The sequence below is a fragment of the Edwardsiella anguillarum ET080813 genome, from assembly GCF_000264765.2.
GTDB classification, from domain to species: Bacteria; Pseudomonadota; Gammaproteobacteria; order Enterobacterales; family Enterobacteriaceae; genus Edwardsiella; species Edwardsiella anguillarum.
Window position 1 is genome coordinate 2,034,229 of the sequence record NZ_CP006664.1, and the last position, 13,359, is coordinate 2,047,587.

The 13,359-nt window shown below is 59.2% G+C and carries 12 protein-coding genes and 1 tRNA gene; 9 read left to right on the plus strand and 4 right to left on the minus strand.

Annotated elements, in window-relative coordinates; translation table 11 throughout:
• Nucleotides 1-766: 766 nt before the first annotated feature.
• Nucleotides 767-842: transfer RNA gene (locus tag ETEE_RS09095), tRNA-Phe, on the minus strand.
• Nucleotides 843-1,365: 523 nt separating this feature from the next.
• Between ETEE_RS09095 and speFL the strand changes: the two genes are divergently transcribed.
• The 4 genes from speFL (at nucleotide 1,366) to nikR (ending at nucleotide 5,925) form a co-directional block, all read left to right on the plus strand.
• Entirely contained in the window at nucleotides 1,366-1,470 is a 105-nt protein-coding gene (speFL, locus tag ETEE_RS20840; RefSeq protein ID WP_015460746.1) for a leader peptide SpeFL, read from the plus strand.
• Nucleotides 1,471-1,776: 306 nt separating this feature from the next.
• Entirely contained in the window at nucleotides 1,777-3,939 is a 2,163-nt protein-coding gene (gene speF, locus ETEE_RS09100) for an ornithine decarboxylase SpeF (RefSeq protein WP_038631389.1), read from the plus strand.
• A gap of 99 nt (nucleotides 3,940-4,038) precedes the next feature.
• Entirely contained in the window at nucleotides 4,039-5,358 is a 1,320-nt protein-coding gene (potE, locus tag ETEE_RS09105) for a putrescine-ornithine antiporter (protein WP_038631392.1), read from the plus strand.
• Nucleotides 5,359-5,481: 123 nt separating this feature from the next.
• Nucleotides 5,482-5,925: a nickel-responsive transcriptional regulator NikR gene (gene nikR, locus ETEE_RS09110; protein WP_174434946.1), complete on the plus strand. Its 444-nt coding sequence runs from the start codon at nucleotides 5,482-5,484 to the stop codon at nucleotides 5,923-5,925.
• Nucleotides 5,926-5,940: 15 nt separating this feature from the next.
• Here the strand turns inward: nikR and mltC are convergent, their stop codons facing one another.
• The 3 genes from mltC to mutY are packed head-to-tail and all read right to left on the minus strand — an operon-like array spanning nucleotide 5,941 to nucleotide 8,431.
• On the minus strand, nucleotides 5,941-7,020 hold the full coding sequence (gene mltC / locus ETEE_RS09115; protein ID WP_034165601.1) for a membrane-bound lytic murein transglycosylase MltC: 1,080 nt from the start codon (nucleotides 7,018-7,020) through the stop codon (nucleotides 5,941-5,943).
• Nucleotides 7,021-7,067: 47 nt separating this feature from the next.
• Nucleotides 7,068-7,340, minus strand: coding sequence for an oxidative damage protection protein (locus ETEE_RS09120; protein WP_034165603.1), 273 nt, complete (start codon nucleotides 7,338-7,340; stop codon nucleotides 7,068-7,070).
• A gap of 2 nt (nucleotides 7,341-7,342) precedes the next feature.
• Nucleotides 7,343-8,431 carry an A/G-specific adenine glycosylase gene (mutY, locus tag ETEE_RS09125; protein WP_034165605.1) on the minus strand — a complete coding sequence of 363 codons (1,089 nt, stop codon included), beginning with the start codon at nucleotides 8,429-8,431 and terminating at the stop codon, nucleotides 7,343-7,345.
• 278 nt (nucleotides 8,432-8,709) lie between these two features.
• Here mutY and trmB point away from each other — a divergent pair, with 278 nt between their 5' ends.
• The 5 genes from trmB to ETEE_RS09150 all read left to right on the plus strand — a co-directional run bounded on the left by trmB (nucleotide 8,710) and on the right by ETEE_RS09150 (nucleotide 13,355).
• Nucleotides 8,710-9,426 (plus strand): tRNA (guanosine(46)-N7)-methyltransferase TrmB, encoded by a 717-nt coding sequence (gene trmB / locus ETEE_RS09130; protein WP_015460753.1) that lies wholly within the window; start codon nucleotides 8,710-8,712, stop codon nucleotides 9,424-9,426.
• A complete protein-coding gene (locus ETEE_RS09135; protein ID WP_034165606.1) occupies nucleotides 9,426-9,752 on the plus strand; it encodes a YggL family protein in 327 nt (108 codons plus the stop codon). Before trmB ends, ETEE_RS09135 begins: the two co-directional genes overlap by 1 nt.
• 198 nt (nucleotides 9,753-9,950) lie before the next feature.
• Nucleotides 9,951-10,877, plus strand: coding sequence for a glutaminase B (gene glsB / locus ETEE_RS09140; protein WP_034165607.1), 927 nt, complete (start codon nucleotides 9,951-9,953; stop codon nucleotides 10,875-10,877).
• Between the two features lie 10 nt (nucleotides 10,878-10,887).
• Nucleotides 10,888-11,616, plus strand: coding sequence for a YggN family protein (locus ETEE_RS09145; RefSeq protein ID WP_081854079.1), 729 nt, complete (start codon nucleotides 10,888-10,890; stop codon nucleotides 11,614-11,616).
• A 125-nt stretch (nucleotides 11,617-11,741) separates the two neighbouring features.
• Complete coding sequence (locus ETEE_RS09150) at nucleotides 11,742-13,355, plus strand: ABC transporter substrate-binding protein (protein WP_081926409.1); 1,614 nt, start codon at nucleotides 11,742-11,744, stop codon at nucleotides 13,353-13,355.
• Nucleotides 13,356-13,359: the final 4 nt, after the last annotated feature.

Genomic DNA, 13,359 nt, shown 5'->3' on the forward strand with positions numbered 1-13,359 from the left:
ATAATTTTTCATGTTTATTCCGGCTATGGTACAGCCGTTTTGATGGGAGGCGATGGGGGGATGCGGCGCATCTTGCCAGTGATATGAGAGCCATGCCGGCCAGAATAGAAAAGATAGAACGCTTCATATAATTCGCCTTGCGGGTTGAATGGGAATGTTTAAATAGGGTGTTATCAGTAATGGAATATCGACTCCTGTACATCGCTGCCAATCTTGATATAGTACGGCATGTTTTTATAAAGCATACCAGGTATCTATCTCGGTTTGTTTATATAAGCGATGGCTTATATTTAACGCCTATGGATTAAAATTAACGATTGTATTTTGTAATATCTATCGCGGCTTAGTGAAAATACATTGCGACATATGAATGTATATCAAATTATACTCTGTTTTGGGGATGGCGCGTGCTGTGGCGGAGATAGATATAACGCAATCGGCTATGCGAATATTGGCATTCGCTTTTATAAAATATCGTGATGTAATTCGCAACAGGCAGCCCGGGATTTCTCGATAGCGCGCTGAACGCCTGGTCTTGCCGAGGGCAGTTGCCTCAATGGCCAATGAGTACGCCTGTTATACCGCTGGCCACATAGGCGTTCAATCCGCGCCGGTCCCAAGAGGAGGCTACAGCGTATGATGAAGGCAACCCGAGGGGCCTGGGGAAATAATATGAGCGAGCGAAGACGATCGGCCACAGGGATATGGGCGATGAGGGTGGCCAAAAAGCAAAAACCCCGCCATAAGGCAGGGTTTTCAGAAGAAGTGGTGCCCGGACTCGGAATCGAACCAAGGACACGGGGATTTTCAATCCCCTGCTCTACCGACTGAGCTATCCGGGCAACGAGGCGCATTAAACCTGATTCTGGCCTCGGCGTCAACGTTATTTCCCGCCGCGCCGTGCGAGTGCCTATTTATTGCACTGGCGCTCGCGGTGCGTGGCGGCTGCGTTTGCCAGCGGCGCACGGTGCATCGATGTCATAACGGCGATTTCTACGATCTTTATCACAGAATTGGATTGCGTATAAAATAATAAGCATGAATATTTATTCATTAAAAATGGTTTGATTGTCAATGGTGATCGTGTTTGTTTTTTGTTCTGCTTTTGTTGTTGTATGGTGAGGTGTGACAGGATTTGGCCGTTATGTGCAAGGTACGTGTGCGGCTAAAATGGCGCATATTTATGTTGTAAAATAGATCTATTCTCTGGTGCATTGCCATTTTTGAGTGAATTAATATGCTATGTCGATTGCTTTTTAGATCTATGTATCGCCATGGTGGCTGTCTGTTAGTGATATGTATCACAGCAGTCCGCCGGTAATTGATTACAATAGAACCAGTTTCCAGGTAAAAGGGGAAATTAAAATGGAAAATAACAATCGATTTTGGCCACATATCCGGCGGGTGACCCATATCATGATGATGGCGCACCGTAGCTGTTTTGATTTTCATCTGTTCAACGCAAGATAATTCTCTTCATGTCATGACATCCGTTGTCGCGGAGTGTCATGTCTCTTCTTCCGTTTGCGTATTTCTGCGCGTTAGCCGCAGGGTATTCATGCGGACAGATCTCTATTGACACACCACGATAAGCGTTTGTCGTCACGGTAGCCTCGTGCTGCTTGGCATGGCATATTTCCATTAATAACAATGATTTAATTATATAAATCGTTGCGGGAAAGTCTTGCCGTGAGAAAATGCTGTGGATGATGGATTTAATTACATTTAAATCCACGGGATTGTTTTGCTCAAAATAAATACATGAGAGTGAGTGATATGAATAGTTTAAAAATTGCAGTAAGTCTAAATGTCATTGCATATTTTAATACCTCACGTATGACGGTAGATATTAATGATAGCGATCTTACCGACGTTGCCGCCGTGGTGCTGTCGGTACAGGATGCGCTGGGCGGCGCGCTGGAGAAGGTCGAGCAGAGCGCCTTTGGCCTGCCCGTCTTTGTCGCCGAGGCGTGCGATCAGCGTCTGCCGGCCGAATATCTGCCGCGCCTGACCGGCGTATTTGCCTGCGGCGATGGCAATCAGGACTTTTATGGCAAGCAGCTGGAAAGCGCGGCGCAGAAATATGAGGCCGAGCTGCTGCCGCCGTTTTTCGGCAGCCTGCAGGCCTATGTCCAGCAGGGCAACGCTGCCTTTGACTGCCCGGGGCATCAGGGCGGGCAGTTCTTCCGCCGCCATCCCACCGGCCGCCGGTTCTTCGACTACTTCGGCGAGGCCCTGTTCCGCTCCGATCTGTGCAACGCCGACGTCTCCATGGGCGACCTGCTGATCCACGAAGGCGCCCCCTGCGCCGCCCAGCAGCATGCGGCCAAGGTGTTCAACGCCGACAAGACCTACTTTGTGCTCAACGGCACCTCCTCCTCCAATAAAGTGGTGCTCAACGCGCTGCTGGCGCCCGGTGATCTGGTCCTCTTTGACCGTAATAACCATAAATCTAACCACCACGGCGCATTGATTCAGGCCGGCGCTACGCCGGTCTACCTGGAAACCGCACGCAACCCGTTCGGTTTCATCGGGGGCATCGACGCACACTGCTTTGAAGAGAAATACCTGCGTGACCTGGTGCGTGAGGTCGCCCCGGCGCGCGCCGGGGAACAGCGGCCGTTCCGCCTGGCGGTTATCCAGCTCGGTACCTACGACGGCACTATTTACAATGCCCGCCAGGTGGTGGACAAGATAGGTCACCTGTGCGACTACATCCTGTTCGACTCCGCCTGGGTCGGCTATGAGCAGTTCATCCCGATGATGAAAGAGTGCTCGCCGCTGCTGCTGGAGCTGAACGAGAACGATCCGGGGATCCTGGTGACCCAGTCGGTGCACAAACAGCAGGCCGGCTTCTCCCAGACCTCGCAGATCCACAAGAAAGACCGGCATATCAAGGGGCAGGCGCGCTATGTCAACCATAAACGGCTGAACAACGCCTTTATGATGCACGCCTCCACCAGCCCGTTCTACCCGCTGTTCGCCGCCCTGGACGTCAACGCCCGCATGCACGCCGGCGACAGCGGCAAGCGCATGTGGATGGAGTGCGTCCGGGTGGGCATTGAAACCCGTAAGCTGCTGCTGAAGACCTGCCAGCACATCCGCCCCTTCATCCCGGAGACCGTGGACGGCCGCCCGTGGGACGCCTTCGACACCGAGGAGATGGCCAACGATCTGCGCTTCTTTAACTTCATCCCCGGCGATCGCTGGCACGCCTTTGAGGGCTATGCCGAGCATCAGTACTTTGTCGACCCGTGCAAGCTGATGCTGACCACTCCGGGCATCGACGCCAAGAGCGGCGAATACCAGGCCTTTGGGGTGCCGGCGACCATTCTGGCCAACTTCCTGCGCGAAAACGGCATCGTGCCGGAGAAATGCGACCTGAACTCGATCCTGTTCCTGCTGACCCCGGCGGAGGACATGGCCAAGATGCAGCATTTGGTGGCCCAGATCGCCCGCTTCGAGCGCCTGCTGGAGCAGGACGCCCCGCTGGTCGAGGTGCTGCCGTCCCTCTACCGCGCCAACGAGGCGCGCTACCGCGGCTACACCCTGCGTCAGCTGTGCCAGGAGATGCACGACCTGTACGTCAGCCACGACGTGAAGCAGCTGCAGAAGGAGATGTTCCGCAAGGCGCACTTCCCACGGGTGGCGATGAACCCGCAGCAGGCCAACATCGCGTTCGTGCGCGGCAACGTCGAGCTGGTCTCCCTGGCGCAGGCCGAAGGCCGCATCGCGGCGGAAGGGGCACTGCCGTACCCGCCGGGGGTGCTGTGCGTGGTGCCGGGCGAGATCTGGGGCGGCTCGGTGCAGCGCTACTTCCTGGCGCTGGAAGAGGGCATCAACCTGCTGCCGGGCTTCGCGCCGGAGCTGCAGGGGGTCTACATCCAGCAGGATGAGGATGGTCGCAAGCGCGCCTATGGCTATGTGATCAAGCAGTAACAGCCTTTAATCGACATTACCAATAAAACAAGGTTGGCGGGGGGCCGCGGCTCCTGGGTTGCTCCTGCCCGGCTCCCCGCATTTTGAGAGAGAGAAACTATGAGTACGTCTAGCGGCAATAAGATGGGCGTCGTGCAGTTAACCATACTGACGGCGGTGAACATGATGGGGTCCGGCATCATCATGCTGCCGACCAAGCTAGCGGAGGTGGGTACCATCTCCATCGTCTCCTGGCTGGTGACCGCCGTGGGTTCGATGGCGCTGGCCTACGCCTTCGCCAAGTGCGGGATGTATAGCCGCAAGTCCGGCGGGATGGGTGGCTACGCCGAGTATGCTTTCGGCAAGTCCGGCAACTTTATGGCCAACTATACCTACGGCGTTTCGCTTCTGATCGCCAACGTGGCCATCGCCATCTCCGCCGTCGGCTACGGCACGGAGCTTATCGGTGCCTCGCTGAGCCCGCTGGGGATCTGCCTGGCGACCATCGGAGTACTGTGGCTGTGTACCGCGGCCAACTTCGGCGGGGCGCGGATTACCGGGCGCATCAGCAGCGTGACGGTCTGGGGGGTGATCATCCCGGTGGTCGGTATCTCGGTGATCGGGTGGTTCTGGTTCAGCCCCACGCTGTACGTCGACTCCTGGAACCCACATCACCTACCGACCTTTGAGGCCATCGGCTCCTCTATTGCCATGACCCTGTGGGCGTTTCTGGGGCTGGAGTCCGCCTGTGCCAATACCGACGTGGTAGAGAATCCGGAGCGCAACGTCCCGATCGCCGTACTCGGCGGCACCCTGGGCGCGGCGGTGATCTACATTGTCTCCACCAACGTGATCGCCGGTATCGTACCGAATATGGATCTGGCCAACTCGACCGCGCCGTTCGGCATGGCGTTTGCCCAGATGTTTGATCCGACGGTGGGTAAGATCATCATGGCACTGATGGTGATGTCCTGCTGCGGCTCTCTGCTGGGCTGGCAGTTCACCATCGCGCAGGTGTTTAAGTCCTCCGCCGATGAGGGCTATTTCCCGGCGATCTTCCGCAGGGTAACTCAGTCCGGCGCGCCGGTGAAAGGGATGTTGGCCATCGTCGCGATCCAGAGCGTGCTGTCGCTGATGACCATCAGCCCGTCGCTCAATGCACAGTTTAACGTGCTGGTTAATCTGGCGGTGGTCACCAACCTGATCCCCTATATCCTCTCCATGGCGGCGGTGCTGATCATCCAGCGCGTCGCGGGGATCGATCCGGCCAGGGCGCGTCTGCCCAATATCCTGGCCTTTGTCGGCGCAATGTACAGCTTCTATGCGCTCTACTCCTCCGGCGAACAGGCGATGATGTGGGGGGCGATCGCCACCTTCCTCGGTTGGACGCTGTACGGTTTTGTCTCTCCGCGCTTTGAGATGCGTGACAGGCAGGCCTGAACCGCGGCGGGCATGTCGTGAACTCGTTCTTTCCGGCCGGCGTCGCGCGCTAGCGCACGCTGGTTTTTTCGCGCGCGGATCTTTGTCATACTGCAGCCATCAAACCGCGACAGGAGCCGAATGATGCAACGCGTAACCCTTTCTCTCGATGACGATCTGATGGCGGAAATCGATGCCATCATCAAGGCGCGCAACTACCAGAACCGCTCCGAGGCCATCCGCGATCTGGCGCGGGCCGGGCTACAGAGCATGACGGAGACGCCGTCCCAGAGCGGCCACTGCGTGGCGGCGCTGTTCTATGTTTACGATCATGAATCGCGCGAACTCTCCAAGCGCCTGACGCGCACCTTTCACGATCATCACGATCTTTCGCTGGCCAGCCTGCATGTGCACCTGGATCACGGCCGCTGCCTGGAGGTTTCGCTGCTGAAGGGGGCCGGGGGCGAGGTGACGCGCTTTGCCGAGCAGGTGATCGCCGAACGCGGGGTGCGTCACGGTAAGCTGGTGGTGGTGCCGGGGGACGACGGGGAGGCGCATGCGCATCCCCATCCCCACGCGCACGACTGAGGCGCCGCCGCGCCCTTAGCGGATGCGGCGGTAGTTTTTCTGGGTGCTGTTGACCTTGTACAGATAGCGTCGCGATTCGGCGGACGGGTGACGCTGGGTCAGCGCCTCATACACATCGCCGGGCGACATCTGGTTGATGATGTTGACCGCCTGCCCTTTATCGCTGGAGAAGACGCGCAGCACGCTGCCGGCGCCGCCGTTGTAGGCGGTGATCACCGCGTAGCGGCGTGAGGTGGCGTTCTGGATCCCGCCCAGATAGGTGTTCTGCAGGATAGCCAGATAGGCGGTGCCGGTATCGATGTTTTTCTCCGGGTCAAACAGATAGCTGCGGCTAGGAGTGCCCCACTTGCCTTTGGAGACGAACACATCCTTGCCGGCGGTGTGCTGCATCACCTGCATCAGCCCCAGCGCGTCGGAGCGGCTGACGGCGTAAGGGTTAAAGCTGGACTCCGTCTGCATAATGGCCAGGATCAGCGACTCGTCGACGCCATAGCGCTCCGAGGCGCGCCGTACCATCCCCAGATATTTGTGCGCCCGCTTATCCAGATGGTTGGGCACTAGCTGAATGGTGACGGAGTAGATGACATGCAGCCCGGAGGTGCGTTTCATCAGCTTGTTTTGCAAAAGGTAGCTGGCGAAGCTGTTGGCGCGGCCAGACCAGCGGATCGGCTGGCCGGTGTTGTCCAGGACCTGACCGTAGAGGAAGGGCTCCCGGCTGGGCTTGATGTCGTTGGCGTCGGAGTAGAGGTCGATCGAGCCGGGATCGTCGCCCATCAGCAGCGTGGTGACGATGGCCTGACGCAGGCTTTCCGCCGGGTCAAGGGTGGCGATGGTCTCGATGGTGATCTGCCCGGTCTCAAAGTTGATATGGCTACGGGTCAGATAGCGATCGCTGTATTTTACATAGTCCTTGGGCCCGGCGATCAGAACCTCGTTAATCCCCCAGATATTCTCAATATTGTGGGCAAATTGCCCCATGAGAATATCGAACCCGTTGGTATCTTTTATATATTCTTCACCGTTGCTATCGGGCTTCTTGCCGGAGCAGGAGATCAACAACGGGGCGATTAATGCCAGCGCAAGGACTTTCTTCATTGTAACAGCCATATCTGAATGACATCAGGGCGCGGCTGCGCCCGCTTTTACTGACTCGGCGGCGTATAGCCTTCGATGTGGACATCGTGGCCTTCGAACAGAAACTTCTCCATCTCCTGGGCCAGCAGGCTACGGTCATCAGGGTTCATCATATTCAGTTTCTTTTCGTTGATCAGCATGGTTTGCTTGGTCATCCACTGACCCCAGGCCTCTTTGGATATGTGGTCATAGATGCGCTTGCCCAGATCGCCGGGATAGCTTTGAAAGTCCAGCCCCTCGGCCTCGCGGTTGAGGAACGTACAAAACACGGTTCTGCTCATGCTTACTCCTTCTCTGTCGCATCGCCGGTCGTCGCGCTGGCCGGCGGCTGCTTGCGCAGCTGCTGTAAAAGACGCTCGGTTGGCGCCGCCAGCCCTACGGAGGGCGGCTGCGCTAAGTTATACCAGAGTCCGTCCCCTTCATCCATGCAGGCCGACGCCGTCGTGTAGGCTGACCATACCGGGATGATATCCAAATGAAAATGGCTAAACGTGTGGCGGAACGCCGTCAGGGTCTGGGCCGCGGCGGAATCCTGCCCCAGGCGGCGCAGCTGAGCGCGCAGCGCCGCCTCGCTGTCATATTGTGGAAAGCAGAACAGACCGCCCCACAGGCCGCTGGCGGGTCGCTGCTGTAGCCATACCGTCTCACCGTTCTGCAGCAGCAGCAGGTAGGCCTGGCGCTCGGGCAATGTCTGCTTAGGTTTTTTGCCTGGGAAGTCAGCCCAACTGCCGTCGGCATAGGCGAGGCAGCCTGGGTTGAGCGGACATAGCTCGCACTTGGGGCGGCTGCGGGTGCACACCAGCGCGCCGAGATCCATCATCGCCTGGTTAAACTGGCTGACGCCGTCGGCAGGAGTCACCTCGTCGCTCAGCTGCCACAGACGCGTTTCCACCTCTTTACGCCCCGGCCAGCCGGGGACGGCGTAGCAGCGGGCCAAAACCCGTTTGACGTTGCCGTCCAGGATGGGGTGATGCTGCCCCAGCGACAGTGAGAGAATGGCGCCGGCCGTCGAGCGGCCAATGCCCGGCAGCGCCGCAACTTGTTCGAAGTGGTGCGGAAACTCGCCGTGATGCAGCGAGACGATGAGCTGGGCCGCCTTATGCAGGTTGCGCGCCCGGGCGTAGTAGCCCAGTCCGGTCCACAGGTGCAGCACTTCATCCAGGGGCGCCGCCGCCAGCGCCTGCACATCGGGAAAGCGTTGGGTAAAACGCTGGAAATAGGGCAGCACCGTGGCGACCTGGGTCTGTTGCAGCATCACCTCGGAGAGCCATACCCGATAGGGGGTCTTGGGGTGTTGCCACGGCAGCGTTTTGCGCCCGAAGCGCGCGTACCAGGCCAGCACGGCGTGGGCGAACTGTTGCGCCTGCATCATAAATCCGTCATATCCTCAGTGTGTAGCGCCGAAAACGGGACAGGATTGCAGCACAGCCTGTCCGGCCTGTAAACCGGATCTTGCCAGTGCGAGGCGCCGGCGGCACGGAGAGGGGCGGGTTTCCACGTTCAGCGGGGGCGCCGTGGCACAAAATATGGGGGCGATGGCATGGATTTTCCCCGCTGGGTTAGCGTTGCTGGTAAAATCAGCGCTTGTGTAAACGGGGTAACTTTGCATAATGCCCTGACCTTGATTATCCAGACAGATGAAAACGCGACATGAATGATGTGATCACAGCGGAATTTGATGAAAACGGCCGGGCGATTCGCCGTATTCGCAGCTTTGTACGCCGTCAGGGGCGCCTGACCAAAGGGCAGCAGCTGGCGCTGGAGCAGCACTGGCCGCTGATGGGTGTCGAGTTTACGCCCGAGGCGCTGGATCTGCCGGCGCTGTTTGGGCGCCAGGCGCCGGTGGTGCTGGAGATCGGCTTCGGCATGGGGGCCTCGCTGGTCGCCATGGCACAGCAGCACCCCGAGCGTGATTTCCTGGGGATCGAAGTGCATTCGCCGGGCGTGGGCGCCTGCCTCTCCTCTGCCCATGAGGCCGGAGTAAACAACCTGCGCGTGATGTGTCACGACGCGGTAGAGGTGTTGGAGCGAATGATCCCGGACGCGTCGCTGGATATGGTGCAGCTGTTTTTCCCCGATCCCTGGCATAAGGCGCGTCACCATAAGCGTCGTATCGTGCAGCCGGCGTTTGCCGAGCGGATCCGCGGTAAGCTGAAGATCGGCGGCGTCTTCCATATGGCGACTGACTGGGAAAACTACGCCGAGCATATGCTGGAAGTAATGAATCATGCGCCGGGCTACAGAAATCTGTCCGACGATAATACCTATGTCCCGCGCCCTGACTCGCGTCCGGTCACCAAGTTTGAGCTGCGCGGTCAGCGTCTGGGGCATGGCAACTGGGACCTGATGTTTGAGAGGGTAGAGTAATGGCGAAAAATCGTAGTCGTCGTCTGCGCAAAAAGCTGCATATTGACGAGTTTCAGGAAGTGGGCTTCAGTGCCAGCTGGCGTTTTGCCGAGGGTACGCCGGTAGAGACGGTGGATACGCTGCTCGATCGTCTGATCGATGAAGTGATCGAGCCGAATGGCTTGGCGTTTGACGGCAGCGGCTACCTGCGCTGGGAAGGGCTGATCTGTCTGCAGCAGATTGGCCGCTGCACCGATGAACAGCGTCAGCTGGTGAAAGGCTGGCTGGAAAGCCAGGGTATGCTGGACGTTGTGGTCAGCGACCTGTTTGATGTGTGGTGGGAGTAACCTCCGCCTTTGGCGCCGCCGCACCGGCGGCGCAGTTTCCCCTTCGCTGTTCCGTTCTCCCTCATTGTCTCTCCTGCGTCTGGCGCTCTGCGTCGGGAGGCGCCGCATCGGGAAAATAGGGAGCGTCCGCCGGACGGCGTTGGTCGTAACCCTAGCGTGATGGCGCCCAAGGCGCCGCGTGGAGTCAATGGCCTTGCCATGCAAACTGAATTAAGCGATCAACTGTTAGACGAGATCTTGGATCAGGTTCGTCCGCTGCTCGGGCAGGGGCGGGTCGCCAACTATATTCCGGCGCTGGCCGAGGTTGCGCCGGGCAGGCTGGGTATCGCGCTCTGCACCGTAGACGGACGGATGTTCAGCGCCGGCGACGCCGGCGAACGTTTCTCCATCCAGTCGATCTCCAAGGTGCTGAGCCTGACGCTGGCGATGCACCGCTACAGCGAGGCAGAGATCTGGCAGCGGGTCGGCAAGGAGCCCTCGGGACAGCCATTTAACTCGCTGGTGCAGCTGGAGCTGGAGCAGGGCAAGCCGCGCAACCCCTTTATCAACGCCGGCGCGCTGGTGGTGTGCGATATGCTGCAGTCGCGCCTGAGCGCGCCGCGTCAGCGTATGCTGGAGGTGGTGCGGGCGCTGAGCGGTAGCACGGACATCTGCTATGATACCCGGGTGGCGCGCTCCGAGTTTGAGCATTCGGACCGCAATGCGGCGATCGCCTATCTGATGAAGTCGTTTGGTAACTTTGATAACGACGTGATTACCGTCCTGCATAACTATTTCCACTACTGCGCTTTAAGAATGAACTGTATGGAACTGGCGCGCACTTTTGTTTATCTTGCCAATCGGGGGCGGGCGTTGGTGCTGGATGAGCCGGTGATCGGCGAGCGTCAGGCGCGCCAGATCAATGCGTTGATGGTGACCAGCGGCCTGTATGACGGCGCGGGCGAATTTGCCTATCGCGTCGGGATGCCGGGGAAGTCCGGCGTCGGCGGCGGCGTGGTGGCCGTGGTGCCTCAGGAGATGATCATTGCCGTCTGGAGCCCGCAGCTGGATAGCTGCGGCAATTCACTGGCCGGAATCGCGGCGCTGGAGCTGTTGGCCCAGCGCATTGGCCGCTCAATATTTTAACGAGGTCATGATGGGTAAATGGGGATGCTCCCTGCTGTTGCTGCTGACCGCCGCGCAGGCGCAGGCCGCCTGGCAGTGCCAGGTTAAACCGCAGGACGATATCATTATCAGCGCGCAGCAGGTACAGATCGTCGGTGCCAGCGGTAATCTGCAGATATCCCGCGACGGCGCGGTGACGCGGGACGGCCATCCGTTGGCGCTGAGCGCCGATGCTCGCCGTCAGGCCGAGACGCTGCAGCGGGATCTGCGGCGCGATGTGCCGTGGATCGACCAAGGGGTGCAGACGCGCCTGGATCGCGCGCGCGGCGCGCTGGACAATATCATCGTCGAGCAGCTGGGCCGTGACAGCAACGTACGCAATCGTCTAAGTACGCTGGATACCCAGCTTAAGGCGCAGATGAACCGGGTGCTGGAGAAACGCAGCGACGGTTACGCCTTCCACCATCAGGCGATCGCCCAGGTCGAGAAAGAGGGGCAGACATTGGTGAATCAGACGCTGGGCGGCGTACTGCAGGACAGCATCAACGAGATGGGGGCCAAGGGGCTGCTGCAAGCTGGCAAGTCGGATAATCCGCTGCAGGCGGTGCTGGGCAACCTCGGTGGTCTGCAGCAGTCTATCCGCACGGAATGGGATAAGCAGGATAATGATCTGCGCGCCTTCGGCCAGCAGGCCTGTGAGCGAGTGCAGGCGTTGGACAGCCAGCGTAAGGCCTTGCTGAAGGCGCTGCCCGCCTCCTGAGCGTGATCGGTACTTCAGAATATGACCCGGCCCGCGCGCCGGGTTTTTTGTGCCATTTTTTGCCCTGCCGTACGCCTGGCTTTGCTGCTTTAATATTTGCCATGTCAGCCAAGGAGGGTAATTATATGAAAAATAAATATAATTTATTGTTTGGGTTCGGGGTTTTTATTCTTTCGCTCGGCGCGCTGCACGCCGCCGTGGTGCCGCCGGGGGTATCGCTGGCCCCGATCCAGACGCTGACGCGCAATAACGGCAGCGAGCCGGCCTCTCTCGATCCGCACCGGTCGGAAAGCGATGTCGAATTCAATATCCTTCGTGACTTCTTCGAGGGTTTACTGACGCTCGACGGCGAGGGGCAACTGCGCCCGGGGCTGGCCGAGCGCTGGCAGAGTGATGAGGGGCGGATATGGACCTTTTCGCTGCGTCCCGATCTGCACTGGTCTAACGGCGAGGCGCTGACGGCGCAGGATCTGGTGCTGAGCTGGCGGCGACTGATCGACCCGGCTACCGCCTCACCTTACGGGACCTATCTGGTCAACATGGGGGTGGAGAGCGCCGCTGCGATCCAGGAGGGTAAGCTGCCGCCCAGCGCGTTGGGTATCGCGGCGCCGGATGAGCGCACGCTGCGTATCACGCTGGCACAGCCGCTGTCCACCTTCCTATCGATGATGGTGCATCCGGCGCTAGTGCCGGTCAACTCACGGGCGATCGCTCGCTATGGTGACAAATGGACCCAACCGGGCAATTTTGTGGGCAACGGCGCCTACACCCTCGGCGATTGGATCGTGAACGAGCGGGTGAGCGGAGTACGCAACCCGCGCTACTGGGATGACGCCCACACGGTTATCGATCGGGTCACTTACCTGCCGATCGCCTCGGAGGCGGCGAGTTTTAACCGCTACCGCGCCGGGGAGCTCGACATTAGCAGCATCCCGAGCCCGCAGTTCGCCGCCCTGCGCCAGGCGCTGGGCGATGAGATTCAAATCTTCCCCAAGCTCGGCACCTACTATTACCACTTCAATACTCGCAAGGCGCCCTTCGATGACACGCGGGTACGCCTGGCCCTCAATCTGGGGCTGGACAAGGATGTCATTGCTGAGAAGGTGCTCGGCCAGGGACAGCGTCCGGCTTGGCTACTCAGCGCCGAGCATATCGGCGGCATGGCGCTCCATGGCCCGGATTACGCCAGTTGGCCGCGTGAGACGCGCTTTGCGCGAGCCAAGGCGCTGCTGGCTGAGGCCGGGTTTGGGCCCGGAAACCCACTGCGTTTTACGCTGCTGTATAACACCTCCGAGGGACATCAGCGTATCGCCATCGCCGCTGCCTCCATGTGGAAGAAGAACCTGGGTGTCGAGGCTAAGTTGAATAATCAGGAGTGGAAATCCCTGCTGGATACCATGCGCAATGGCGACTTCGAGCTGGTACGGACCTCTTGGATTGCCGACTATGACGATCCGGCGGCGATGCTGAACGCCTTTCGCCGCGGCGACAGCAACAACACCCCGCAGTACAGCAATCCCCGCTTCGATGCCGTGCTGGCACAGGCGTCAGCCAATCAGGATCCGGCGGCGCGTCAGCGGCTGTTCCAGCAGGCGGAGGCCATCCTCGCCGGGGATGTACCCACGATTCCACTCTATCACTACGTCAGCGTGCGGCTGGTGAAGCCCTATGTCGGTGGGTTTAATCCCGGCAATATGGACTATATCTACACGCGGGATATGTATATCCGTGCCCATTGAGTCC